At 62.4% G+C, this 25,300-nt stretch carries 26 protein-coding genes; 21 read left to right on the top strand and 5 right to left on the bottom strand.

Annotation, left to right across the window (positions count from 1 at the left end):
• Window positions 1-18: 18 nt before the first annotated feature.
• The 10 genes from FB009_RS06025 (at window position 19) to FB009_RS05980 (ending at window position 8,764) form a co-directional block, all read left to right on the top strand.
• Window positions 19-1,323, top strand: coding sequence for a M24 family metallopeptidase (locus tag FB009_RS06025; RefSeq protein ID WP_024324413.1), 1,305 nt, complete (start codon window positions 19-21; stop codon window positions 1,321-1,323).
• A complete protein-coding gene (locus FB009_RS06020) occupies window positions 1,323-2,003 on the top strand; it encodes an isochorismatase family protein (protein ID WP_024324412.1) in 681 nt (226 codons plus the stop codon). Before FB009_RS06025 ends, FB009_RS06020 begins: the two co-directional genes overlap by 1 nt.
• Before the next feature lie 23 nt (window positions 2,004-2,026).
• Window positions 2,027-2,689 (top strand): ABC transporter permease, encoded by a 663-nt coding sequence (locus tag FB009_RS06015; protein WP_011969993.1) that lies wholly within the window; start codon window positions 2,027-2,029, stop codon window positions 2,687-2,689.
• Complete coding sequence (locus tag FB009_RS06010; protein WP_018210258.1) at window positions 2,686-3,801, top strand: ABC transporter ATP-binding protein; 1,116 nt, start codon at window positions 2,686-2,688, stop codon at window positions 3,799-3,801. The genes FB009_RS06015 and FB009_RS06010 overlap by 4 nt, the downstream gene beginning before the upstream one ends.
• A complete protein-coding gene (locus FB009_RS06005; protein ID WP_011969991.1) occupies window positions 3,798-4,553 on the top strand; it encodes an ABC transporter permease in 756 nt (251 codons plus the stop codon). The genes FB009_RS06010 and FB009_RS06005 overlap by 4 nt, the downstream gene beginning before the upstream one ends.
• Before the next feature lie 22 nt (window positions 4,554-4,575).
• The gene (locus tag FB009_RS06000; protein WP_011969990.1) at window positions 4,576-5,466 is read left to right on the top strand and encodes a glycine betaine ABC transporter substrate-binding protein; all 891 of its coding nucleotides are present in this window, start codon (window positions 4,576-4,578) and stop codon (window positions 5,464-5,466) included.
• A 152-nt stretch (window positions 5,467-5,618) separates the two neighbouring features.
• Window positions 5,619-6,743 (top strand): mandelate racemase/muconate lactonizing enzyme family protein, encoded by a 1,125-nt coding sequence (locus tag FB009_RS05995; protein ID WP_024324411.1) that lies wholly within the window; start codon window positions 5,619-5,621, stop codon window positions 6,741-6,743.
• Window positions 6,740-7,735, top strand: a complete 996-nt coding sequence (locus FB009_RS05990; RefSeq protein WP_024324410.1) for an Ldh family oxidoreductase — start codon at window positions 6,740-6,742, stop codon at window positions 7,733-7,735. Before FB009_RS05995 ends, FB009_RS05990 begins: the two co-directional genes overlap by 4 nt.
• A gap of 106 nt (window positions 7,736-7,841) precedes the next feature.
• The gene (locus FB009_RS05985; RefSeq protein WP_011969987.1) at window positions 7,842-8,231 is read left to right on the top strand and encodes an antitoxin Xre/MbcA/ParS toxin-binding domain-containing protein; all 390 of its coding nucleotides are present in this window, start codon (window positions 7,842-7,844) and stop codon (window positions 8,229-8,231) included.
• Window positions 8,228-8,764: an RES family NAD+ phosphorylase gene (locus tag FB009_RS05980; RefSeq protein WP_018012236.1), complete on the top strand. Its 537-nt coding sequence runs from the start codon at window positions 8,228-8,230 to the stop codon at window positions 8,762-8,764. Before FB009_RS05985 ends, FB009_RS05980 begins: the two co-directional genes overlap by 4 nt.
• On the opposite strand, the gene FB009_RS05975 is transcribed toward FB009_RS05980, so the two are convergent.
• On the bottom strand, window positions 8,746-9,789 hold the full coding sequence (locus FB009_RS05975) for an AraC family transcriptional regulator (protein WP_024324409.1): 1,044 nt from the start codon (window positions 9,787-9,789) through the stop codon (window positions 8,746-8,748). The genes FB009_RS05980 and FB009_RS05975 overlap by 19 nt on opposite strands.
• 120 nt (window positions 9,790-9,909) lie before the next feature.
• Here FB009_RS05975 and FB009_RS05970 point away from each other — a divergent pair, with 120 nt between their 5' ends.
• The 3 genes from FB009_RS05970 to FB009_RS32640 all read left to right on the top strand — a co-directional run bounded on the left by FB009_RS05970 (window position 9,910) and on the right by FB009_RS32640 (window position 12,263).
• Complete coding sequence (locus FB009_RS05970; protein ID WP_018210254.1) at window positions 9,910-10,677, top strand: 3-hydroxyacyl-CoA dehydrogenase; 768 nt, start codon at window positions 9,910-9,912, stop codon at window positions 10,675-10,677.
• A gap of 26 nt (window positions 10,678-10,703) precedes the next feature.
• Window positions 10,704-11,894, top strand: a complete 1,191-nt coding sequence (locus FB009_RS05965; RefSeq protein WP_018210253.1) for an acetyl-CoA C-acyltransferase — start codon at window positions 10,704-10,706, stop codon at window positions 11,892-11,894.
• 222 nt (window positions 11,895-12,116) lie between these two features.
• The gene (locus FB009_RS32640) at window positions 12,117-12,263 is read left to right on the top strand and encodes a hypothetical protein (RefSeq protein ID WP_018210252.1); all 147 of its coding nucleotides are present in this window, start codon (window positions 12,117-12,119) and stop codon (window positions 12,261-12,263) included.
• Window positions 12,264-12,329: 66 nt separating this feature from the next.
• On the opposite strand, the gene pcaF is transcribed toward FB009_RS32640, so the two are convergent.
• The 3 genes from pcaF to FB009_RS05950 are packed head-to-tail and all read right to left on the bottom strand — an operon-like array spanning window position 12,330 to window position 14,931.
• On the bottom strand, window positions 12,330-13,532 hold the full coding sequence (gene pcaF / locus FB009_RS05960; RefSeq protein ID WP_018210251.1) for a 3-oxoadipyl-CoA thiolase: 1,203 nt from the start codon (window positions 13,530-13,532) through the stop codon (window positions 12,330-12,332).
• A gap of 11 nt (window positions 13,533-13,543) precedes the next feature.
• Window positions 13,544-14,227 carry a 3-oxoacid CoA-transferase subunit B gene (locus FB009_RS05955; protein ID WP_024324408.1) on the bottom strand — a complete coding sequence of 228 codons (684 nt, stop codon included), beginning with the start codon at window positions 14,225-14,227 and terminating at the stop codon, window positions 13,544-13,546.
• Complete coding sequence (locus tag FB009_RS05950) at window positions 14,224-14,931, bottom strand: 3-oxoacid CoA-transferase subunit A (protein WP_011969980.1); 708 nt, start codon at window positions 14,929-14,931, stop codon at window positions 14,224-14,226. The genes FB009_RS05955 and FB009_RS05950 overlap by 4 nt, the downstream gene beginning before the upstream one ends.
• 118 nt (window positions 14,932-15,049) lie before the next feature.
• Here FB009_RS05950 and FB009_RS05945 point away from each other — a divergent pair, with 118 nt between their 5' ends.
• Entirely contained in the window at window positions 15,050-15,811 is a 762-nt protein-coding gene (locus FB009_RS05945) for an IclR family transcriptional regulator domain-containing protein (RefSeq protein WP_024324407.1), read from the top strand.
• Window positions 15,812-15,963: 152 nt separating this feature from the next.
• On the opposite strand, the gene FB009_RS05940 is transcribed toward FB009_RS05945, so the two are convergent.
• Window positions 15,964-16,821, bottom strand: a complete 858-nt coding sequence (locus FB009_RS05940; protein WP_018210249.1) for a LysR family transcriptional regulator — start codon at window positions 16,819-16,821, stop codon at window positions 15,964-15,966.
• Between the two features lie 96 nt (window positions 16,822-16,917).
• Between FB009_RS05940 and FB009_RS05935 the strand changes: the two genes are divergently transcribed.
• The 7 genes from FB009_RS05935 (at window position 16,918) to FB009_RS05905 (ending at window position 25,268) form a co-directional block, all read left to right on the top strand.
• Window positions 16,918-18,273, top strand: coding sequence for an aspartate aminotransferase family protein (locus FB009_RS05935; protein ID WP_024324406.1), 1,356 nt, complete (start codon window positions 16,918-16,920; stop codon window positions 18,271-18,273).
• A 12-nt stretch (window positions 18,274-18,285) separates the two neighbouring features.
• Window positions 18,286-18,747, top strand: a complete 462-nt coding sequence (locus tag FB009_RS05930; RefSeq protein WP_011969976.1) for a cobalamin B12-binding domain-containing protein — start codon at window positions 18,286-18,288, stop codon at window positions 18,745-18,747.
• Window positions 18,744-19,745 carry a methylmalonyl Co-A mutase-associated GTPase MeaB gene (gene meaB / locus FB009_RS05925; protein ID WP_024324405.1) on the top strand — a complete coding sequence of 334 codons (1,002 nt, stop codon included), beginning with the start codon at window positions 18,744-18,746 and terminating at the stop codon, window positions 19,743-19,745. Before FB009_RS05930 ends, meaB begins: the two co-directional genes overlap by 4 nt.
• The gene (locus FB009_RS05920) at window positions 19,733-21,433 is read left to right on the top strand and encodes a methylmalonyl-CoA mutase family protein (protein WP_018210246.1); all 1,701 of its coding nucleotides are present in this window, start codon (window positions 19,733-19,735) and stop codon (window positions 21,431-21,433) included. The genes meaB and FB009_RS05920 overlap by 13 nt, the downstream gene beginning before the upstream one ends.
• Window positions 21,434-21,445: 12 nt before the next feature.
• Complete coding sequence (locus FB009_RS05915) at window positions 21,446-22,195, top strand: enoyl-CoA hydratase/isomerase family protein (protein WP_018210245.1); 750 nt, start codon at window positions 21,446-21,448, stop codon at window positions 22,193-22,195.
• Window positions 22,196-22,197: 2 nt separating this feature from the next.
• Window positions 22,198-23,832: an AMP-binding protein gene (locus FB009_RS05910; protein ID WP_018210244.1), complete on the top strand. Its 1,635-nt coding sequence runs from the start codon at window positions 22,198-22,200 to the stop codon at window positions 23,830-23,832.
• A gap of 122 nt (window positions 23,833-23,954) precedes the next feature.
• Window positions 23,955-25,268, top strand: a complete 1,314-nt coding sequence (locus FB009_RS05905) for an MFS transporter (RefSeq protein ID WP_018210242.1) — start codon at window positions 23,955-23,957, stop codon at window positions 25,266-25,268.
• Window positions 25,269-25,300: the final 32 nt, after the last annotated feature.

The following is a 25,300-nucleotide window of genomic DNA, read 5'->3' as shown; positions in this document are numbered from 1 at the left end:
CTTGAAAAGGAGAACGTCATGAGCATTGTTGTTTTCGACCCTGATAGCGTGGATGACGTCGATTTCAAGGACCGCATGCGTCATCCGGCGGCGGCTGATCCGGCCGGAGGCATGTGGCTGTCGGACACCGAGCCGTCCTTCATCGACGCCGACGCTCTGCGCAAGGGGCGGCTGAAGAAGCTTCGGGACTGGATGCGCACGGCCGGTTACGGTGCGGTCGTCCTTTTCGACCCCTATAACCAGCGCTATGCAACAGGTTCCCGGAACATGTTCGGGTACTTCCTGCGCAATTCCACCCGCTACTTTTTCATCCCCACGGAAGGTCCGATCGTCCTTTTCGAGTATCCGCAGAGCTATCACGTCTCTATGGTTCTCGACACGATCGATGAGGCTCGTCCTTCCAAGCTCGTCTGGTCCTCCGTTTCCGGCAAGGACGACGAGACCGCAGGGCCCTTCGCCGACGAGATCACCGATCTGCTCAGGCAGCACGGCGGCGGGTCGATGAAGATCGGGATGGACCGCTGCAGCCATTTGCAGGCACTGGCGCTCGAGAAGCGCGGATGCGAGGTGAGGGACTGTCAGGGCGAAATTCTCGCGGTGCGCGCGGTGAAGACTCCCGAAGAGATCAAATGCCTTCAGGTTTCAATGGCCGGTGCCGAAGCGGCAGTCGCCGCCGTGCGCGAAGCGATCAAGCCGGGGGTATCCGAAAACGATCTCTTCGCGATCATGTACCATGAAGTGATCCGGCAGGGGGGCGAGTTCATCGAGACCCGTCTGCTGAGTTCCGGCCAGCGAACCAATCCCTGGTTCAACGAGGCGAGCGGCCGTAAGATCAGGCCGGGGGAACTCGTGGCCCTCGATACGGATACGATCGGCTGCTACGGCTACTATTCCGACTTCTCGCGAACCTTTCGCTGCGGCCCCGGCAAACCGACGCTTTACCAGAAATCGCTCTATCGGATGGCATACGAGCAGGTTCAGCATAATATCGACATCGTCAAGCCGGGCATGGCCTTCCGGGAGATCGCTGAAAAGGCGTGGAAGATTCCCGACCGCTTCGTCGATCAGCGGTACACGTCCGTGATGCACGGCGTCGGCATGCACGGAGAGACGCCGTTCATCGCCCATGCGATCGACTACGAGACCTATGGGCGCGATGGATATCTCGTGCCCGGCATGGTCGTTTCCGTCGAAAGCTACATCGGCGAAAAGGACGGGCGCGAGGGCGTGAAACTCGAAGACGAGATCCTCATCACGGAGAGCGGGACGGAGCTCCTGTCGCGTTTCCCCTATGAGGAAGAATTCCTGAGCGGGGAGACTTGATGAGGAAACCGTTACGGATCGGCCGCGCAAAATTTGCCTGCCTTTTCATCGATCTGCAGGAGGAGCATCGCCAAGACGAGCGCTATCTCGTGGAAGGCTACGATGCGGTGCTCGGCAATGCCGCACGCCTCCAGGCGGCGGCCCGGCGTAGCGATATTCCCGTTTTTCACTGCGCCTATGTCGTCGATCCCGCCGACGGTCTTCGCCCGTTCCATCCGATCGGGCCCGACGGTCGTTCCGCCTTCAGCGACAAGGATGACCCGCTTACGGCGATCTGCCCGGAGGTCGCTCCGCGACCTTCGGAGCGGTTGCTTGTCAAGAACGAAGCAAGCGCCTTCGGCAAAAGTCCGCTGATCGGCGAATTGCGCGAGGCGCGCGTGGAATGGCTGGCGATCGCCGGCGTCTGGACCGAGGCCTGCGTCGATGCCACCGTCAAGGACGCGATCAACCTGGGCCTGCACGTCCTCCTCGTCAAGGACGCCTGCGGTAGCGGCGGCACGGCGATGCATCAGACAGGCATTCTGAACCTGGCGAACCGCCTCTATGGCGGTGCGGTCGTCGACACGGCGGCCGCATGCGCCCTTCTGGAAGGAGACATGGTCGAAGCATGGCAGATCGAGGGATCCGTGCCGCTGCGATATACTTTCGAGAACGCCGCCAAATTATATGGGGAACTCTAGCAAAGAAAGGCAGGCCGTAACGAATGGAGATAATCGGGTTCATCATCGACAATCTGCACATCATCGGGGCGCGGACGATCGAGCATATTTCAATCGTCTTCCTGGCGGTCGGCATTGCGATCGCCACCGCCGTGCCGATCGGCATCGCCATCACGCAATCGAAGAGCACGGCCGATACCATACTCTATCTTGCGTCGATGATGATAACCGTTCCCTCGATTGCGTTGTTCGGCCTGATGATCCCGCTGCTTTCGCCGATCGGACACGGTATCGGTTATGTCCCGGCTGTCGTCGCCGTCATTCTCTATTCCCAGCTCCCCATCATCCGAAACACCTATACCGCCATCACCAATGTCGATCCGGCTCTTCGCGAGGCGGCCAAGGGCATGGGAATGAGCACCTGGCAGCGTCTGCGGCAGGTGGAGATCCCGCTCGCCATTCCGGTCATCATGGCCGGGGTCAGGACTGCCGTCGTCATGAATATCGGCGTAACAGCCATTGCTGCCTATATCGGCGCGGGCGGCCTCGGCACCTTCATCTCGCGCGGCATCAGCCAATCCGATCCGCGTCAGCTGGTGACCGGCGCACTTGCGGTCTCGCTGCTGGCGATCGCAGCCGACCTCTTCCTCGCGCTCGTGCAGCGCCTTCTCACGTCACGCGGTATTCAGGGGGAGGTCACGCCATGATCCGGCTCGAGAATCTGACGAAGCATTACGGTCCGGCGCATGATCCTCTCATTGCCGTCGACAATGTAAGCCTTGACTTACCGACTGGCGAAATCTGCGTCTTGCTCGGGCCGTCGGGCTGCGGCAAGACGACGACGATGAAGATGATCAACCGGCTGATCCAGCCCACCGGCGGCAAGGTCTTCATCAACGGCAAGGACACGAGCACAGTCGATCCGATCGAGCTCAGGCGGTCCATCGGCTACGTGATCCAGCAGATCGGCCTCTTTCCGAACAAGACGATCGAGGAAAACATCTGCGTCGTGCCGGACCTGCTCGGCTGGGACCGCCGCAAATCTCGCGACCGTGCGAAAGAGCTCCTGGAGCTTGTGGGGCTTCAACCCGACCTTTTCCTCAAGCGCTATCCGAAGGAACTTTCAGGCGGCCAGCAGCAGCGCGTCGGCGTTCTGCGCGCGCTGGCGGCCGATCCGCCGGTCATGCTGATGGACGAGCCGTTCGGGGCAATCGATCCCATCAACCGCGAGGTCATCCAGGAGGAATTCCTGAAGATGCAGCGGGAGATCCGGAAGACCATCATCTTCGTCTCGCACGACCTCGACGAAGCGGTGAAGATGGCGGACAAGATCGCAATCTTCCGCAGCGGAAAACTCGAACAATATGCTGCCCCCGACGACCTGCTCGCGCGCCCCGCCAACAGCTTCATCGAAGATTTCCTTGGCTCGGACCGGGCACTCAAGCGGCTGAGGCTCGTCTCGGTGGGCGATGCCATGGAGACGGATTTCATAACGGTCCTGGAGACGGATTCGGTCGAGCATGCGCGTGCGCGCATACGGTCGTCGCGCAGCGCCGCCGCCTTTGTGCTGGACGCCGAAGGCGCACCCCGCTCTGTCCTGAGCGAGCAGGTGGCGGAGGCGTGCTCCGGCACCGTGGGCGACCATGCGGAACCGGTAAAGTCCACCGTGCCGATCACCGGCGATCTCCGGCAAGCGGTGTCGGTGATGTTCGCTCACGACATGCCGTTGCTGCCCTGCATCGACGAGGCCGGGCGATTGGCGGGTGTGATGAGCTACCGCTCGATCGTGCACCATCTCGGCCATGGAGGGAAGGCATGAGCGCGCTCGCCGGCCAGGCCGCACCGCAGCAAAGCCGCCGGATCGAGACCGCGCCGCTGATCGTGCTCATCGTGCTGGCGGGAACCGTCGCCTGGCTCTGGTGGAGCGGTATGGCAGAGGAGATCCTCGTCTATTCCGATGACATTTCCTATCTCGTCGTGCAGCATCTGGAGCTGGTCGCCTGGGCAGGAGGGCTTGCCATCCTTGTCGCGGTGCCGGTCGGTGTCGTGCTTTCGCGGCCTGCCTTCCGCCTCTTTTCCGAGGCGGTGATGCAGGTCTTCAACATCGGCAGCACCGTGCCGACGCTTGCGATTCTGGCGCTTTCCATGACGCTGCTCGGCATCGGAACGGTGCCCGCGGTGTTCGGCCTGTGGGCGGCCACCCTCCTTCCGATCGTGCGCAACACCTATGCCGGACTGCGCGCCGTGCCGCCGCATCTGGTTGAGGCTGCGATCGGCATGGGCATGACGCCGCGGCAGGTCCTGTGGCGGGTCGAACTTCCAAACGCCCTTTTCGTGATCTTCGGCGGCATCCGCACGGCGCTCGCGATCTGCGTCGGCTCCGCGCCGCTGGTCTTTTTGATCGGCGCGGGCGGCCTTGGCGAACTGATCTTCACCGGGATCTCGCTTGACGAACTCCCGATGATGATGGCCGGGGCCATTCCCACGGCAATGCTCGCGGTCCTGGTCGATTTCATCCTCGGCCAGATCCAGTACTACCTCGTTCCGCGGGGCATCAATCCATTGCGATAACAAAAATGAGAGAGGAACTGAAATGAACTTCGCACCGAAACTTGCCAAGACCCTTCTATCGGCGGCGGCGATCGCGTTCATCACGACGACCGCCTGGGCCGCCACGCTTACCGTAGGCGGGAAGAACTTCACCGAGCAGCTGATCATCGCAGAGATCACGAAGCAGCTCCTCGAGAGCAAGGGCCACACCGTCGACAAGAAGGACGGCATGGGCACCAAGATCGTTCGCGCCGCACTGGAGAACGGCGAGGTCGATCTCTACTGGGAGTATACGGGGACGTCGCTCATCACCTTCAACAAGGTGATGGAACGGCTTTCGCCGGAGGAGACCTATAGCCGCGTCAAGGAACTTGACGGCGAAAAAGGACTTGTCTGGCTGGCACCGTCCGCGGCCAACAACACCTACGCCTATGTCATCAAGCCTGATAATGCCAAGACGGAGGGCATGGAGACGATTTCGGATCTCGCCAAGGCATATAATGACGGCAAGAAAATCCTCATGGGCACTACGGCCGAATTTCCGAAGCGCCCGGACGGCCTGATCGGCCTGGAAAAGGTCTACGGTTTCGAGACCGGGCGCGCCAATGTGCGCCCGATGGATCTTGGGCTCGCCTATAACGCGCTTGCCAATGGCGACCTCGACACGATCGCCGCGCAGGCGACCGACGGCCAGATCGCTGCACTCGGCCTGAAGGTGCTGAAGGACGACAAGGGCTTCTTCCCCAACTATGCGCTCACCCCGGTCGTCCGCAAGGAAGTGCTCGACGCGAATCCCGATCTCAAGGAGACGCTGGAAGCAGTCTCGATGAAGCTCGATGACGCGACCATGCAGCGTTTGAACAGCGAGGTCGATGTGGAGAAGAAGACCATCGAGGCCGTGGCCGCCGACTACCTGAAATCGCTGGGCATGTAAGACGACATCGCAAGAGCGGCGATCTCAATCGAATATCTCTCGTCCCGCCTGCGGCCATGCTGCAGGCGGGCGGGGAGGGCGCCTGCCGGCAACGCGGCGCACACTGTTGCATCGGATCGGCCGTCCGGCCGCTGTTTTCGAGGAACTCCGAAATGGTCAAAATATCAGGCATCCGCGTCCGTCCGCTGGTTCTGCCGCTGAAACAGCCTTATCACTGGTCCTACGGCATTCGCGAATCCTTTGCGGTCAACCTTATCGAGATCGAGGCGGATGACGGCTCGGTCGGGATCGGCGAATGCACGGTGGCGCCCGATCAGGCCGGTACGGCGGCCATTCTTCATCGCCTTGCCGGACATCTCATCGGCCATTCGCCCCATGATGTGGCGCCGCTCATCGCGCGCATCTTCCACCAGGAATATCTCGGGCACGGCGCCAATATCATGCGTGCGGCCAATCAGGTGTTCTCCGGTATCGACATGGCCATGTGGGATCTGCAGGGCAAGCTCGCCGGCTTGCCCGTGCACCAGCTGCTGGGCGGCGCACACCGGAAGGCGGTCGGCTATTTCTACTTCCTCCAGGGAGAAACCGCCGAAGAGCTTGCGCGGGATGCCGCCGCCGGTCGGGTCCGGGGCGAGCGGGTCTTCTATCTCAAGGTCGGCCGAGGCGAGAAGACCGACCTGGAGATCACCGCTGCGGTTCGCCGCGAGATCGGCGACGCGCGCCTTCGCCTGGACGCGAACGAAGGCTGGAGCGTGCATGACGCGATCAACATGTGCCGCAAGCTCGAAAAATACGACATCGAGTTCATCGAGCAGCCGACGGTGAGCTGGAGTATTCCGGCCATGGCGCATGTCCGCGAGAAGGTCGGTATTCCGATCGTCGCGGATCAGGCCGCCTTCACGCTCTACGACGTCTATGAGATATGCCGGCAGCGTGCTGCGGACATGATCTGCATCGGCCCGCGCGAAATCGGCGGGATACAGCCGATGATGAAGGCGGCAGCCGTGGCGGAGGCCGCCGGGCTGAAGATCTGCATCCATTCCTCCTTCACGACCGGCATCACCACCTGCGCGGAGCACCATATCGGGCTTGCCATTCCCAATCTCGATGACGGTAACCAGATCATGTGGCAGCTCGTTCAGAAGGATATCGTTTCCTCGCCGGATCTGGCGCCCAGGAACGGCTGGCTCGATGCCTTCAAGAAGCCGGGACTGGGCTTCCAACTCGCCGAAGACCTGATCGCCGACGGCGAAAGACGCTTTGCGGCGAGCCGATGACCACGGTCGAGCTATCCCGGGAAGAGATCGAAGCGGTTTGCCTTGCGGCGCTGACGGTCCATGGTGCCGCGGCCGGCAATGCGCGCCCGGTGGCGCGCGCGATCGCCATGGCAGAGGCGGCGGGCAATCGCGTCTGCGGCCTTTACTATCTCCCGATCTTCTGCAGGCACCTGGCGATCGGCAAGGTCGATGGAGGCGCCATTCCAGAGGTGTCGGCACGCGGCGTGACGGTGACGGTAGACGCAAGGTCCGGCTTTGCACATCCCGCCATAGCCGCAGGCACGCCGGCTCTGATCGATTTGGCACGAAGCAACGGCCTCGGGGCAATGGCGGTGCGCAACTCCTATAATTGCCTCGCCCTCGGTCATCACGTTCACCCGCTCGCCGATGCGGGTCTGATAGGCATCTGCGTCTCGAACGCACCTGCCGCCGTCGCGCCTCCCGGTGCGGCGGCGGCGCTCTTCGGAACCAATCCGCTTGCCTTCGCCGTGCCTTCGAAAGAAGGAACGCCCGCCATCCTCGTCGATCAGAGCCTGAGTGCCGTCACCAAAACCGAGATGATCCTGCGCCGCGACCGCGGCGAGGCGATCCCCGCCGGCTGGGCGCAGGACCGGAATGGACAGCCGACGACCGACGCGGCCATCGGGCTTAAAGGTTCGCTTCTGCCTGCCGGCGGTCGCAAGGGCGCCAATGTCGCCCTTCTTGTGGAGGTCCTTGCTGCCGCCCTGACCGGCTCGGTACTCAGCACGGAGGCGAGCGCTTTCGGAAACGACGAGGGTGGGCCGCCGCATGTCGGCCAATTCCTGATCGCCATCGACCCTGGTCACTTCTCGGCGGGTCGCTTCTCGGAAGCGATCGACAATTTGGTCGCCTCCCATGAGGCTGCCGGCGTAAGACTTCCCGGCCACTCCGGACGAAAGCAGGCCGTTTTCGTCGATGCGGATCTTTGGAAGAAGGTCCGGTTGCTATCGGAACCGGAGGACACCCGGTAACCTGGATCGGGTCGAAGGCTCGGCTCGTCATCGATGGACGCCTTGCGAAATCGCACCGTGCGCCATATATTTTGCACAGAAAATGTGTGGTTGGATGTGACGCAACATGGCTCAGGCTCAAAAGCTTCAAAGCGGCGGCGGACCGCTGATACTGTCCTATATGGACAAGGGCGGAAAGATCGCGGTTCAGCAGGTCGCGGACGGCTTCGGCATGTCGAAAACGCAACTGGCCGAAACGGCCGGGCTTGCCCGCGAAACGCTTTATAGACTGGAGCGCAGCCGGGGGACGAAGACGCAGAACCGCCTTCGCGAAATGCTTGAGATCATCAGCCGGGTCGCCGATTGGGCGGGCGGCAAGGAGCAGGCAATGGCTTGGTATCGCGCCCAGCCTCTCCCCGCTTTTGGCGGTCGAACGGCCGAAGCTCTGGTAAAGGACGGCAAGGCGGCGGCCGTGCGTGACTATCTCGATCACATGGCCCTCGGGGGCTTTGCGTGAGGTTCACCGGAACCTGCTATCGCGCGCATGACCCACGCTGGGCTTTCAAACCCACATCCGGCGATGGCGCGGCAATGAAGGGCGCGCGCTTCAATCCGAGGGGTGTGAAGACGCTGTATCTCGCACTCAGCATCATGACAGCGATCAAAGAGGCCAATCAGGGCTTCGCCCATCGCATCGATCCTTGCGTACTTTGCTCCTACGATGTCGATTGCGAAGGCATTGCTGATCTGACGACGGAAAAGGGGAGGGCCGAATACCGGGTATCGCAGGAGGAGATGGCCTGCAGCTGGGCAGGCGCGCTCGCCGAGGGGAGGCGGCCGGCTTCCTGGGCGATTTACGATCGCCTCCATGCGAGCGGTGTCCGGGTCGGACATGGGATCGCCGGCATTCTCGTTCCGAGTTTCGCACCCGGGACCGAAGCCGGAGACCGGAATCTCGTTCTGTGGAAATGGGGACCCGATCTGCCGCACCGCGTCGACGTGCATGATCCGAGCGGCCGGCTTCCCAAGGATCAGCTCTCCTGGAGTTGAGTGCGTTTCTTCAACGAGCCGCTTTCCGCCAGACCTGTTTCGCTGGCACTGCGCCGGAATTGCGCCGGGGATTTCCCCGTCCATTTGCGGAATGCGCGATGAAAGGCGCTTGGTTCGGAAAAGCCGAGTTCGACGGCGAGCTGCGCCACGTTCTGTCCGCGCTCGGCAAGCGCTTCCATGGCAAGTGTCCGGCGCAGGTCTTCCTTGATTGATCGGTAGGTCTGACCTTCCTGCTTCAATCGCCGGCGAAGGGTCGGCGCTGCAATCCGCATCCGCGCCGCGAGCGTCTCGAAACCGGGCCAGGCGGACGGATCCAAGGCCTGGAGCCGCCTGCGTATTGCCGTGGACAAGCCCGCATCGTGGCGATAGCGCACGAGAATGTTCGCCGGCGCATGCCGGAGGAAGTGTTTCAGCGCCCGCTCGTCTCGAATGGGCGGCAGTTTCAGGTACTCGGCATCGAAGACGAGCCGCGTCCGGGGCTGGTCGAAGCGGACGGGCGCACCGAAGAAGAGCCGGTAATCGGTTCCGGCCGGCGGCGCGCTGCAGCGGAAGTCGACCCAGCGGATCGGTAACCGGCGTCCGATCAGCCAGCAATTGACGCCATGCAGGATGATCCAGAAGGTGCGGTAGGCAAAGGCGGAGCGTGTCGCGCCGGCATCCTCGAGGACGATCTGCGCCAGTCCGTCCTCGACGACCAGTTCGCCATGGGGATCGTCGAGGACGATCCTTAGAAAGCGCAGGGCTCGCCGCAGCGCGTGTTCGAGGGTCACCGTCGAAAGAATGGCATGGCACAGCAATGCGAAGCTGCCGGCGCGCATCGGCCGTGCGCCTTCGCCGAAAAACTCGTCATCCATGACCTGAGCCACCACATGCCACAATGCGCCGTATTGCTCGGCCGGCACAGGGCCGGTGATGACTGGCGGGAGGCCGACTTGCGCAAGAAGGGGCCCGGCGTCGACTCCATGGCGCCTAAGGCATTCGAGCGTGTCGTCCATGAAACATGGAGCGATCATCCGGCGTTCCATGAGAGGCGATCCTTCCTCGTAAACATCGCAAAGGAGATCAAGAGATCTGAGCCCTTCGGTCATTGCATACCATGTTTCGAGGCCACATCATCCTGATGAAAACATGCTGGAGTGGAACAGATGCAACTCAGGAGCCGCGTCTTCATCGTCACGGGGGCCAGTTCCGGGCTCGGCGCAGCCGTGACCCGCATGCTGGCTGGCGAAGGCGCGATCGTGCTGGCCTTGGACGTGAAGCCGCAAGCCGGGGAAAAGCTTGCCGCCGAGCTTGGTGCGACCGTGCATTTCCGAAATGTCGATGTGACGAACGAGGCTGACGCCACTGAGGCACTGGCGTTTGGGCGGCGGGAATTCGGTCGTCTCCATGGATTGGTGAATTGTGCCGGTACCGCGCCCGGCGAAAAGATTCTCGGTCGCAACGGCCCGCACGGGCTCGATAGTTTCGCCCGCGCCGTCACCGTCAACCTTGTCGGGACATTCAACATGATGAGGCTTGCCGCCGAGGTCATGTCGCAGGGAGAGCCGGACGCCGAGGGCGAGCGGGGGGTGATCATCAATACGGCCTCGATCGCCGCCTTCGACGGGCAGATCGGACAGGCTGCCTACGCCGCATCGAAGGGAGGCGTTGCCGCGCTGACGCTCCCGGCCGCGCGCGAGCTCGCTCGCTTCGGAATTCGCGTCGTCGCCATTGCGCCGGGCATCTTCGATACGCCTATGATGGCCGGCATGCCCCAGGATGTTCAGGACGCCCTCGCGGCAAGTGTGCCCTTTCCCCCGCGCCTCGGCCGGGCGGAGGAGTATGCCGCCCTCGTAAAGCATGTTTGCGAGAATACGATGCTCAATGGCGAGGTCATTCGCCTCGACGGGGCTTTGCGCATGGCGCCCCGGTGAAGCTCGGCCATGCAAGGAGGTTCGAGATGAACAACCAGGATCCGGTCGTCATTGTCGGGCAGGCTAGGACGCCGCTTGGCAGCTTTCAGGGCGAGCTTAAAGACTTTTCCGCCCCCGATCTCGGCGCTGCCGCAATCGCCGATGCTCTGAAGCGCGCCGGGATTGCGCCGGATGCGGTCGATGAGGTGGTGTTCGGATGCGTCCTGACCGCGGGACAGGGGCAGGCGCCGGCGCGTCAGGCCGCACTCAGCGCGGGTCTTCCGCTGGGCGTCGGCGCGACAACCGTGAACAAGATGTGCGGTTCGGGCATGAAGGCAGCGATGCTGGCGCACGACCTGATCAAAGCGGAATCCGCCTCGATCGTGGTTGCCGGCGGCATGGAAAGCATGACCAATGCGCCCTATCTGCTCGACCGTGCGCGGCAGGGCTATCGCATCGGGCATCAGAGGGCTCTCGACCACATGTTCCTCGATGGCCTGGAGGATGCTTACGACAAGGGGCGCCTGATGGGTACTTTTGCCGAGGATTGCGCCGAAGCCTATCAGTTCACCCGTGGCGCTCAGGACGATTATGCAATCGGGTCCCTCGAGAAAGCCAAGAAGGCAGGTGCCGATGGCAGCTTTGCCAACGAGATCGTTCCGCTCAGCACCGGCTCGGGCAAGGGGGAACGCACTGTCAGCCTGGACGAGCAACCGCAGAAGGCGCGGGCCGAGAAAATCCCCCTGTTGAAGCCCGCTTTTCGCGAGGGCGGCACGGTCACGGCTGCAAACGCGTCTTCAATTTCGGATGGCGCGGCGGCGCTCGTGCTGATGAGGCGAGCGGCAGCGGAAACACAGGGCGTCACACCTCTGGCGATTGTCCGCGGTCATGCCACCCATGCTGATGCCCCAAAGCTCTTTCCGACGGCGCCGATCGGAGCGATCAATGCACTCTGCCAGCGCATCGGCTGGGACATCGGCGGTGTCGACCTCTTCGAAATCAACGAGGCCTTTGCCGTCGTGCCGATGGCGGCGATCCGCGATCTCGGCCTTGCCGCGGAAAAAGTGAACGTCAATGGCGGTGCCTGCGCATTGGGCCATCCGATCGGAGCCTCGGGCGCCCGAGTGATCGTCACGCTCGTCAATGCGTTGCGGCGCCGTGGCCTGAGACGCGGCATCGCTTCTGTTTGTATCGGCGGCGGCGAGGCGACGGCCGTTGCCGTGGAAGTTTCGGACTGATCGGACGACGGCGCGCCGCTGCTCTTGCGGCGCCGAAATGCGAGGTGGCGATCATGGGGATCGGCAGGTGCTTCTGCCGATAGGGGGATAGGAACCAACATAATCAAAAGCCGCCGGTACGGATGCCTGACGCGTGCCTCCACGCGTCGGACGGCCTTCTGCGTCAATCGTGGGCAGCGCAGGAAGCTTCATTGGGCCCGCAGCAGTACTGGGAGCAAAAAAATGAAGAAACTGCTTTTTTCCGCCGCGATCGTGGCCTCTCTGGCCACATCGGGGGGCACGGCCCGGGCCGATGTTCTGATCGGCGTCGCCGGTCCCGTTACCGGCCCGAACGTTGCCTTCGGCGCCATCGATATCGAGCGAGATTGACTCTCTTCGATAGCAGACCCTGCATCAGCCTTATCCATGCCGCAGGGCCATAACATCAAGCGCCGTTCACACCCGCTCAAGCGCTACAGCGATGCCCTGACCTACGCCGATGCACATCGTTGAAAGTGAATAGCGCCCACCCGTCTCGACAAGCTCCAAGGCTGCCGTGCCCGTGATACGAGCCCCCGACATGCCAAGCGGGTGTCCAAGCGCGATCGCTCCACCATTACGGTTCACACGTGCGTCGTCGTCAGCAATGCCAAGCGCACGAAGTACGGCCAGCCCTTGCGACGCGAATGCCTCGTTTAGCTCGATGACATCGAACTGTTCCTGCTTTAGGCCCGTCAGGCGCATCAACTTCTGCGATGCCGGGGCCGGCCCGATACCCATGACACGGGGTGACACGCCCGCCGTCGCCCCGGCAATAATTCTCGCGACCGGTTTGAGACCGTACTTTCGAGCTGCTTCGGCTGACGCAATGATCAGGGCGGCCGCGCCATCGCTCACTCCCGACGCGTTCCCGGCCGTGACCGAGCCACCCTTGCGGAAAGGGGTCGGCAACTTCGCAAGCGCCTCGATGGTCGTCGCGCGGGGATGTTCGTCCTTTTGCACGACGATCGGTTCGCCCTTTCGCTGCGGGACCGTTACGGGCACGACCTCCTTGGCCAGACGGCCGTCTTCCTGGGCCCGCGCGGCCTTCGCCTGGCTACGGACAGCAAATGCATCCTGGTCCTCGCGGCTGACATTGTAGTCCTCCGCGACGTTTTCGCCCGTCTCCGGCATGGAATCGACGCCGTACTGGCTCTTCATCAACGGGTTGACGAAGCGCCATCCGATGGTTGTGTCGTAGATTTCCGCATTGCGCGAGAACGCGGCGTCAGCCTTGGGGATGACCATGGGAGCACGGCTCATGCTCTCGACGCCGCCCGCGATCATCAATTCCGCTTCACCGGACTTGATGGCCCGGGCAGCGGCGATGACCGCGTCCATGCCGGAACCGCAAAGGCGGTTGATCGTCGTGCCCGAAACCTGGGGCGGAAGCCCGGCCAGCAGCAGCGACATACGCGCTACGTTGCGGTTGTCTTCGCCGGCCTGGTTGGCGCATCCGAAGATCACGTCGTCGACCGCCTCCCAATCGACCGAGGGATGGCGCTCGACAAGCGCCTTGAGCGGAACGCTGCCGAGGTCATCGGCCCGCACAGACGACAAGGCACCGCCGTAACGGCCGATGGGAGTGCGAACGTAGTCGCAGATAAAAGCATCGCGCATTTCAGTGCTCCTTAAACGGCTAGCACGATCAGATCGGCCACGGAGCCGTCGACGTGAAGTTTCGCGCCCGTCATCTTCTGCAGGGCTTCGAGGGGAAGGCCGGGAAGCTTCTCCTTCAACACGAATCGGCCATTCTTGATATCCACGACCGCGTGGCTGGTGTAGACGCGGGTGATGCAGCCGACACCGGTAAGCGGGAATGTGCAGAACTCAACAAGCTTGGGTTCACCATCCTTTGTGACGTGTTCGGTTATCACGAACACCTGCTTGGCTCCATGGACGAGGTCCATCGCGCCTCCAACAGCCGGAACGCCACGCGACCCGACGCGCCAGTTGGCAAGATCACCATTCTCGGCGACCTGGTATGCTCCAAGGATGGCCACATCCAAATGCCCCCCGCGGACCATGGCAAAGCTGTCAGCGTGATGGAAAAAGGACGAGCCGTGCTTGAGCGTGACGGGCCGCTTTCCGGCGTTGATCAGATCCCAGTCTTCATGCCCCTCGGGTGGTGCCTCACCGAAGTCCAAGATGCCGTTTTCGGTATGGAATACCGCTTGGCGGCCAGGCGGCTGGTAGCGCGCCACCATTTCCGGGAAACCGATACCCAGATTCACGTAGGCACCGTCTTCGATGTCCTGCGCCGCGCGCCATGCGATCTGCGCGTTGGAAAGCTTCAATTGGGTTTCGGCGCTCATGGGTAGCTCACTCCTGCTCGTACCAGTTCTTCTTCCTGCTGCGGGAAGGGGACTTCGACGACCTTGTTCACGAAGATGCCCGGAGTGATGACGTGCTCGGGATTGATAACTCCGGCAGGCACGATTCTGGAGACCTGGACGATGGTCGTCCTGGCCGCCATGCACATCAGCGGGTTGAAGTTGCGTGCAGCCTTGTTGAAGGTCAGGTTGCCATGCGTGTCGCCGACATGCGCTTTGACAATAGCAAAGTCAGCCTTGAGCCACCTTTCCTGCACATAGGTACGACCGTCGAATTCCGCCGTTGGCTTGCCCGCAGCGAGCTCGGTTCCGAACGCAGTCGGAGTGTAGAAAGCGGGGATACCAGCGCCGCCGGCGCGTATCCGCTCTGCAAGAGTCCCTTGGGGTACCAATTCAAGCTCGATACATCCTTTCAGATAACGCTCAGTGAACGCTCGCGGATCGGAGGAACGCGGGAATGAGCAAATCATCTTCCGCACCATCCCGGCATCGATCATCGCGGCAATACCGATTCGGCCGTTGCCTGCGTTGTTATTGATGATGGTCAGGTCGTTCGGGCCCAGATCAATCAAGGCGTGGATGAGTTCTATAGGCGCTCCGGAACCACCGAAGCCCCCGATCATAACGGTTGCGCCGTCGCCGATCTCGGCGACCGCCTCCGCGAGACTGTCTACGGTCTTGTCCATCTTTTCCCTTCGAGCCTGTGACGCCGATGGCGAAACCTAACGCGAGCCGCGCTTTACCTCAACGAGTTTGTGCGTTATAAAAACGATGTTCGATTATCGCACAAAAGGAAGGTCCTCGGTGGCTGTCAAAGAGCGAGACCTCATGGGCGGCCTGGCCAAGGGCCTGAAAGTCATCGAAGCGTTCTCTGCGGAGAGACCTCGGCTGAGCATTGCGGAAACTGCTGACATCGTGGGGCTGGATCGGGCGACCACCCGACGCTGCCTTCTCACCCTTTGGGAACTCGGCTACGCGGCCTATGATGGAAAGTTCTTTACGGTCACGCCACGTGTACTGCGACTGGGCATTGGCTGCCTCGCCTCGCTGCCCGTTCCCCGCATCGTGCAACCCTATTTGGACGCGCTCTCCGAGAAGATCGGACAAAGCAGTTCCGTATCGATCCTCGACGAGACCGAGATAGTCTATATCGCCAGAGCCGCACAGCGGCGGGTTATGTCCATCTCTCTCATGCCAGGCTCCCGATTGCCGGCCTACTGCACGTCTATGGGCCGCGTGCTCTTGGCGGCGCTGACTGAGGACGAAGCGCGAAGCACCCTGGAGAAGTCGGCGCTGGTGGCCCGCACCGAGCACACGGAAACGGATATCGAACGCCTGCTTGCAGACATCAAGGAGACGAGAGAGCGAGGTTACGCCGCGATCGACCAGGAAGTCGAACTGGGCCTTGTTTCAGTTGCCGTTCCGCTGAAAGCCGCAGGTGGCCGGGTCGTGGCTGCAGCCAACATCGGCATGGCTGCGAGCGGACGGTCCATGAAGGAGGTCATCGACCACTATCTGCCCCCGCTATTGGAGTTGCAGGCCGATCTTCGTCAGACACTGGTTTAGATGGGGCACGGAGCCGATTAGCCCATCCATGCTATACCTCCTGCGCCTGCGCTTTTGACCGGCCAAGCAGCGCGCGAATGGATCTCGGCTTCGCCTCGCCTGATATGCCCGTCGTAAGCGATAACCAATTCGGAAAGAGCCCCGACACCAGACTAAAGCGACGGCAGGACCGACCGGATGTGATCGGCAAAGGCTGCGACGGCGGGAGATTGGTCGGCGTCCGCGCAGGCGATCATTATGCCCAGGTGCGGCAGTTGGGGAAGCGGCGCGTTCAGAACGTGTAGGTCCGGCGGAACGGCTTCCTGCGTCATGACACTGATGGCGAGCCCGGAACGGGCGAGGCCGATCAGACCTGCGAGACTGTTGCTTGCATAGGCTATCTTGTAGCGAAGGCCGGCGCCGCCCATCGCCTGCAATGCCGCGCGATGGTCCATGGCGTTCGAGGCCGGCAATGCCAGGGGAACCGCGTCGCCGAAATCGTGCAGTTCCAGCGTCGGCTTGCTTCCGACCCAGACGAGCGGTTCGGTTCTGACGATGTTTTCGACGTCGTTCAGATTGGGGGTCGAAACAAGCGCCAGATCGACCTTGCGCGATTGAAGGAGCGTTCGCAATTCCACCGTCGGCGCGGAAACGACCTTGATTTCGACGTCGGGATATTTCGAACCGAAGCTTCTCAGAAGCATCGGGAAGAAGGATATCAGATAGTCTTCCGGGCTGCCGAAGACCATGGAGCCGTGCAGGCCCTTATCGGAAAAGGCCGACACCGCCTCGTCATGCATTTTCAGAATTCGCTCGGCATAAGCGAGAAAGCGCTCGCCGCTGCCGGTGAGCCGAACCCCACTCCCGCTGCGGTGCAGCAGGCTGTGGCCAAGCATTTCCTCGAGCCGCTGCATCTGCATCGTGACGGCCGATTGCGTACGCCCGACCTGCACTGCCGTCGCGCTCAGCGATCCGGAGTGGGCGGCATGTACGAAGGTGATCAGCAGGCGAAGGTCGAGCGGGCCGAGCATATCAGTTTTCCTTATATCTGGATCCGAATACTATCAATTTTACAGTGGTCCTGTCAGCCGCTATCGATTGTCCGGAGGCATCTGATGGAGGCTTACATGTCGAACAATCAGGATCCCGCCTTCTGGGCGGCCGCGGGCAGGCATCTGATCCGCTATGGCGGAAGCTTCGACCCCGCGATCATCGAGCGGGCCAGGGGCTCTTTCGTTTTTGATGCCGACGACCGGCCGATACTCGACTTCACCTCGGGCCAGATGAGTGCACTGGTCGGCCATTCCCATCCCCGGATCGTCGCGACCGTTCAGCGGCAGATGGAAAAGGTCGCCCATCTTTTCAGCGGAATGCTGTCGCGACCGGTCGTCGATCTCGCCGAGCGGCTGGCGGCGCTGGCACCCGGTCTCGACAGGGTCATGCTGTTGTCGACCGGGGCGGAATCCAACGAGGCGGCCATCCGAATGGCCAAGCTCGTCACCGGCAGGCATGAAATCGTCGCATTCTCAAAGAGCTGGCACGGCATGACCGGCGCGGCGAGTTCGGCAACATACAGCGCCGGCCGCAAGGGTTATGGCCCGGCCATGGTCGGTTCTCTGACCATTCCGGCACCCAACACATTCCGCCCGCGTTTTCGGCATGGTGACGGGAGCCTGGACTGGAGGACGGAGCTGGACGATGCTTTCGCGCTGATCGACAGTCAGTCGACCGGCAGCCTCGCCGCCTTCATCGCCGAGCCCATCCTGTCGAGCGGCGGATTGCTCGAACTGCCGCAGGGCTATCTCGCAGCGCTCATGGAAAAATGCCGCGAGCGCGGAATGCTGCTCATTCTGGACGAGGCGCAAACCGGAATCGGCCGGACTGGAACCATGTTCGCGTTCCAGCGCGACGGCGTTACGCCCGATATTCTGACGCTCTCGAAAACGATCGGCGCCGGCCTGCCACTCTCCGCCGTCATGACAACGACGGAGATCGAGGAGGCGGCGCATGAGAAGGGCTTCCTTTTCTACACCACGCATGTCTCCGATCCCCTGCCGGCCGCGGTGGGCCTTGCCGTGCTCGACGTCGTCGCCGAGGAAGGGCTTGTCGAGCGCGCCCGTCATATCGGCGGCGAGCTCTTCGATGGCCTGTCGCAGTTGAAGCAGAGATTCGACTGCGTCGGCGACGTACGCGGTCGCGGCCTTATGCTCGGCGTCGAAATCGTGAAACCGGGTGAGAGCAGAAGTGCCGATCATGAGCTTGGCAGCCGGATTGCCGCCGAAGCTTTCCGCCGTGGGCTCAGTATGAATATCGTCAAGCTTCCCGGTATGGGCGGCGTCTTCCGCATCGCGCCGCCATTGACGATTTCCGAGGAGGAGATCGAGCTTGGCCTGCGCATCATCACGCAATCCATCGAAGCATCATTGGCCATCGAAGCGGCATTGCCGCTCGGCGCAAGCCGTCAGTACGTTGCGGCAGAATAGAAAGAGGGATCGATGGCCGACACGAAGGGCGCGGGCGCCGTTATCGAAGCGAATGAAGCTTCGCACACCAACGCTACCATCCGCGTCCTGGTCGCCAAGCTGGGGCTCGATGGCCATGACCGGGGTGCGAAAGTGGTTGCGCGCATTCTGCGCGACGCCGGCATGGAGGTCGTCTACACGGGTCTCTACAAGTCGCCGAAGGACGTCGTCCAGGCGGCGATCCAGGAGGATGTCGACGTCATCGGCGTCAGCCTTCTCTCAGGCTCCCATGTGCCGCTGTTCCGCGAATTGTGCCGCTGCCTTCGCGAGGAGGGTGCCGAGCATGTTCTCGTCGTTGCCGGCGGCGTCATCCCCGAGCAGGACTATCCGGCCTTGCTCGAATGCGGCGTCGACGCAATCGTGCCGCAGGAGGCGCGCGCCGGACTGATCGTCACGGCGATCACCGATCTCGTTGCTGCGCGTGGCCGCATATGAGGGCCGTTGCGCGATCTCGAACGGCCAAGCGCGGCGCCTACACGCCCTCAACCGAACTGGCGAAGGACGTGCTTTCGGGTCGGCCGATCGCCATCGCCCGCATGATCTCCCGTGCCGAAGACGGGCGCGCGGAAGCTGCCTCAGCCCTGGCCGAACTCTATCTGCAGGGTGGGAGGGCTCATATCGTCGGGATTACCGGCGTTCCGGGTGCGGGAAAATCGACGCTCGTTTCCGCGCTGATCAGCACCTATGCCGACGAAGGGCACAAGGTCGGGGTCATCGCGGTCGATCCGAGCAGCCCGTTTTCGGGCGGAGCAATTCTGGGCGATCGTGTGCGGATGAGTGATGCGGCGGCGGCGGGCAGCGCCTTCGTGCGCAGCATGGCAACACGCGGCCATCTCGGCGGACTGGCGCGTTCGACCCTCCAGGCCGTCGATGTCCTGGACGCCGCCGGATATTCGCCGATCATCATCGAGACCGTCGGAGTAGGGCAGGACGAGGTGGAGGTGGTCGCGGCCGCCCATACCATCGTCGTCCTTTCCGCCCCCGGGCTCGGCGACGACATTCAGGCGATCAAGGCCGGAATTCTCGAGACCGCGGACATCCATGCCGTCAGCAAATGCGACAAGCCCGAAGCATCCGCGACCGTTTCGGCGCTTCAGGGCATGCTGGCACTTGGCGGCAGCAGCGCCGGGTCCGACTGGAAGCCGCCTGTCCTGCCTGTCAGCTCCGTTTCGGGCGAACGCATCGGCGATCTGAGGCGCGCCATCGGAGAGCACTGGGCGCATCTGCGCAGGAGCGGCGAACTTGCCGTACGCCAGCGCAACATATGCAGGACGCGCATTCTGGGAACCGCCAAGCAGCTGTTTCAAAACAAATTCCAGCAGAAGCCCGAGGCGCTCGAACCTTACGTTCGGGCCGTGACGGAAAGGCGTATGGACCCGTCCGTCGCCGCGCGCGCTCTGCTGGGTTGGGAGGAAGACCCATGGACGACGTGACTCTGTTCTCGCAACAGGCGATCGACGACATTCGGCAGAACCAGGCGGAATGGGAGGGGGGCGCGCTTGCCGCCACTCTGAAAAGCAGGCCGGAGGAGAAGCAGACCTACGAAACGGAATCCGGCATTCCGCTGAAGCGTATCTATACTGCTGCCGACATCGCCGATATCCCCGCAAGCGAGCTTGGATTTCCCGGTGCCTATCCCTTCACGCGGGGCGTGTACCCGACCATGTATCGCGGCCGGCCCTGGACCATCCGGCAGGTCGCCGGCTTCGGCAATCCCGAAGCGACGAACCAACGATACAAATATATGATCCAGACGGGCCAGACCGGCCTTTCAACGGACTTCGATCTTCCGACCTTGCTGGGGCTCGATTCCGACGATCCGATGGCCTTCGGTGAGGTCGGGCGCGTCGGCGTCGCCATCGATACGGTAGACGACGTCGAACGGCTTTTCGACGGAATAGATCTCGAGAAGATTTCGGTTTCCCTCACGATCAACCCCTCCGCCTGGGTCATCTACGCCATGTTCGTCACGGTGGCGGAAGAACGTGGCTGCGATCTGCACAAGCTGACCGGCACGTTGCAGGCCGATCCGCTGAAGGAATATGTCGCCCAGAAGGAGTGGATCTATCCGGTCCGGCCGGCCGTCCGGCTGCTGCGCGATCTGATCATGTACAGCGCCAGGACGACGCCGAAGATCAATCCGGTCAGTCTGAGCGGATATCACCTCTCCGATGTCGGCGGGAATGCGCTTCAGGAAATCGCCTTCACCATGGCCTTCACGATTTCCTACTGTGAAGAGGTGACCAGAGCCGGCATGGACATCGACGATTTCGCGCCGCGCCTGTCGTTCTTCTTCATCAGCCATCAGGACTTCTTCGAACAGATCTGCAAGTTCCGGGCGGCGCGGCGCGTCTATGCCAAGATCATGTCGGAGCGCTTCAACGCCCGAAAGCCGGAATCCATGCGTCTGCGCGTGCATGTGCAGACGGCCGCCATGAGCCTGACCAAGGTCGAGCATCACAACAATCTCATGCGCACCGCCATCCAGGCGCTGGGCGCCGTGCTCGGGGGATGCCAGAGCATGCACACCAACGGCCTTGACGAAGCTTTCGCCATTCCCACCGAAGAGGCGATGAAACTCGCCATCCGAACCCAGCAGATCATCCGCGAAGAAATCAACGTCACGTCGGTGATCGATCCACTCGGCGGCTCCTATTTCATCGAGCGGCTGACGAAGGACATGGAAGACGAGGTCTGGAAGATGCTCGACGAAATCCAGGAGCGCGGCGGCGCGATCAAGCTGGTCGAGGAGGGCTGGTTCCAGCAGAAACTCGCGGATTCCGCTTACGCCACCTTCAAGAAGATCGATTCCGGCGAAAAGATCTCGGTCGGGGTCAACAAATATGCCGATGCCGCCAGCCGGTCGGCGGATGTGCACATTCATCCCTATGACGATCATTGCACGCAGCTGCAGATCGACCGACTGCGCGCCGTCAGGGAGAATCGGGACGATGCGCGCATTCAGTCCCTTCTGAAGGAACTCGTCGAGCAGGCCCGGTCGGACGACATCAATCTTTTGCCGAAGACCATCGAGCTCGTGAGGGCCAAGGCAACGCTCGGCGAGATTTGCAGCGCCCTGCGCGAAGTCTGGGGTTCCTATTCCGAGCCAATGATCGTGTGAGGAGGCGGACCGGTGAGCAACGTCGTCGTTTCTACCGTCGAAGGGCCGATCGCCTGGGTGAAGCTGAACAGGCCGGAACGGCTGAACGCCATGAACGGACCCCTGGTAGCCGGGCTCTCCGAGGCGCTCGAGGGCGCTGAGGCCGACGAGAACATACGCGTCGTCATTCTTCACGGCGAGGGCAGGGCATTCTGTTCTGGAGACGACCTCAAGGATCTCGATGCGCAGACGGCTTGCGAGGCCGATACGCAAGCCTGGGTGGAGGCCATCCAGAACATCACGATCCAGATCATGCAGTCGCGCAAGATCGTCATTGCCGCGGTGCATGGCTGGTGCGTCGGCGGCGCGCTGGAATGGGCGATCAATTGCGATTTCCGGCTGTTCTCCGAGAATACGCGCTGGTTTTTCCCAGAAGTGACCTACGGCCTGTTCGTGACGGGTGGCGTCACCGCTCTTTTGACGAAACAGGTCGGCCCGCAGGTCACGAAGGAGCTTCTCATCCTCGGCGAGCGCCACGATGCGAAAAAAGCGCTGGAAACCGGCATTGCTTGGAAAGTCGTGCCGGACGACAGCCTTCTCGACGAAGCCCGGCAATTGGCACTAACGATTGCGAAACGTCCCTCCGTCGCGGTTGCAGACGTCAAGCGTGCCATCAATGAAGGCCTTCACTCATCCCTCGAAGACGCAATGGCGCAGGAGACGGCAGCCACGGTTCGCGGCTTCCTCACTCCCGAGGCGCAGGCAAGGGCGAAAGAGTTCTGACAGTGTTTGACACAAAAGCCGACTACGCTTCTCAATCGGCCATTCCGGGCCTGCACGACGGCGAGATCGAAAGTCGCGTATTGTCGAGAATCCTGCTGAGGCAGGCAGAGCGTCACGGGTCCAGGTCCTTTATCGACGTCTGCGGGCGGGCGACCAGCTTCGAAGACATGCTGGACGTGTCGTGGCGCTTGGCCAACGGGCTGCGCGCGCTGGGCGTCAGCCGGTCCGACCGGGTGGCGATGCTGTTGCCCAATTGCTTCGAGCTCGTTGCGATCTGGTTCGCCCTCTCGAATCTCGGCGCGATCGAAGTTCCCACCAATCCCGGCCTCAAGGGCGACCTCCTGTGTCATAATCTGAACAATTGCGGCGCCGAGGTTCTCGTTGCCGACGCCGGTGCGCTGACGGAGCTTGCCAGAGTTCAGGAGCATCTGCCGGATGTGCGAACGCTCGTACTGGTCGGCGCCGATCCCGGCGACGCGCGCGCGGCGGGTGTGAAGATCGGCCGTATCGTGCGTTTCGAGGAGTGTCTCGCGACCCCGTCGGCCCCCGACCTCGCAACGATCCATTACTCCGACCCGATGGCGATACTGTACACATCCGGCACGACCGGTCCCGCCAAGGGCGCGCTGATGTCGCATCACCATTGCTATTCCTGGGCCGCGGCCATGGCGGCCAATCTCGGCTACACGACGCAGGACAGCTATTTCTCGGCGCTGCCGCTGTTTCATACCGATGCCCAGATGTTCGGCGTGTATCTGCCGTTGATCTACGGCACCCGGGCGACACTGGTCGAGGGTTTCAGCGCTTCCCGCTTCTGGGAGCAGGTGCGCGGCAGCGGTGCGACGGCGACCAATCTCCTGGGAGCCATGGCCGTCATACTGATGCGGGCGCCGCCCGGCAAAGACGACCGCGGCAATCCCGTGCGGGTTTGCCAATGCATTCCCATGGTGCCCGACAAGGAAGCCTTCGAGCGCCGCTTCGGCATGCGGCTCGTCACCGGATACGGCCAGACGGAGACCAGTTTCGTGGCTCTCGACACGGTCGATGCCACGCGGCCCGGCTCATGCGGAAAGCCCCATCCGGACTGGGAGGTGGCCGTGGTCGACGACAGGGACAGGCCCGTGCCGCCCGGCACTGTCGGCGAGATCGTCTCGCGCCCGAGGAAGAGCTGGAGCATGTTTTCCGGCTACTACCGTGCCGACGCAAAGACCGTACAGGCGCTCAGAAACCTCTGGTATCACTCCGGGGATGCAGGCTTCATGGACGAGGATGGCTGGCTCTATTTCAAGCACCGGCTGAACGAGGCCATCCGGCGCCGCGGCGAGAATATTTCCGCTTATGAAGTCGAGACCTTGGCCGAAGTGCATCCCGACGTCGTCGAGAGTGCCGCATTCGGCATGCCATCCGAGTTCACGGAAGAGGACATCATGGTCGTGGTATTGCGCCGGTCCGGGTCGACGCTCACGCCGGCTGACCTGCTCGACCATTTCCGGGCACGCGCTCCGCGGCACATGGTTCCTCGCTATCTCGAAATCACCGATGCGCCTCTTCCGCGCACTCCGACCGAGAAGATCGCCAGAAGCATTCTGCAGCACCGCGGCATCACCCCGGACACTTTCGACCGGGGCTCGCGTTAGTCAAATGCGGATGCACCGGCGTCTGGCCGGTCGAGCTCGTTTCCCGCTTCCGCCATGTCTGCCTTGATGTAGCATGACGCAGTGGCATCGAGCGGGCGAATCGCCATCGGGAGAAGGTGCGGATGACGACGATCACAGTGGACGATGCGCTCGACCGCGCCGGGACAGGCGCGTATCAGCGCCGGCTCATGGCCATATTCGGGCTGGTGTGGGCGGCCGATGCGATGCAGGTGCTGGCGGTCGGCTTCACCGCTGCATCGATCGCCGCAACTTTCGGTCTTACGATCCCGCAGGCGCTGCAGACCGGTACCCTGTTCTTCCTTGGCATGCTGCTTGGCGCCGTCTCCTTCGGCAAGCTCGCCGACCGGATCGGCCGTCGTCATGTCCTGATCGTCACCGTCTCCCTGGATGCCCTCTTCGGCCTGCTTTCGGTTTTTGCGCCGAATTTTGCCTTCTTGCTTCTGCTGCGCTTTCTGACAGGCGCTGCAGTCGGCGGTACATTGCCGGTCGACTACGCGATGATGGCGGAGTTCTTGCCGGCCCGCAATCGCGGCCGTTGGCTCGTCATGCTGGAGGGATTCTGGGCCGTCGGCACGCTCGTCGTCGCGCTCGCCGCATGGGCTGCCAGTCTTGCCGGTGTCGCCGATGCCTGGCGCTACATCTTTGCCGTGACGGCGATCCCGGCGCTGATCGGAGTCGGCCTGCGTTTTCTCGTGCCGGAATCGCCGCTCTATCTCCTGCGCCGCGGAAAAGCCCATGAAGCCAAGACCATTGTCGAGCGTATCCTCCTCGTAAACGGCAAGAGTAAACTGGGCGCTGACGTGTCGCTGGTTTCGCCGCCGCCGGTTGCGAGCGAAGGCATCTTCTCCGCGGATATGCGCAGGCGCAGCCTGTTGATCCTGGCGATCTGGTTCCTCGTCTCGGTATCCTATTACGGCGTTTTTACCTGGATGCCTCCGCGACTGGCGGGCGAGGGCTTCGGGTTCGTTCGCGGCTATGGCTTCCTCGTCTTCCTGGCCTTGGCGCAGATACCCGGCTATGCCCTCGCGGCCTATGGCGTGGAGAAGTGGGGCCGCCGGCCGACGCTGATCGGCTTCTGCCTGCTGTCGGCGCTTGGCTGCCTGCTCTTTGTGGCGGCCGAATCGGGCACGCTGATCGGTGCCTCTCTCCTGACCATGAGCTTCGCCCTGCTTGGCACCTGGGGTGCGCTTTATGCCTATACGCCGGAACTCTATCCTACCGCATCGCGGGCAACGGGCATGGGCGCGGCGGGCGGCATGGCGCGGCTCGGGGGTCTTCTCGCGCCCTCGCTGATGGGGCTCGTCGTGGCGCAGAGCTTCACTCTTGCAGTCGGTATTTTCTCGGCCTTCCTGCTCGCGGCAGCCCTGGCCGCCTTTCTCATCGACACCGAGACGCGTCGCGCGTCTCTCGCTTGAAAAGCCGGCGGTGGCTCCCGCCTCGATCTGGA

The organism is Sinorhizobium medicae, from assembly GCF_007827695.1.
GTDB lineage: Bacteria > Pseudomonadota > Alphaproteobacteria > Rhizobiales > Rhizobiaceae > Sinorhizobium > Sinorhizobium medicae.
Note: the sequence above shows the minus strand (reverse complement) of the source record. Positions and strands in the feature narration are given on the sequence as shown.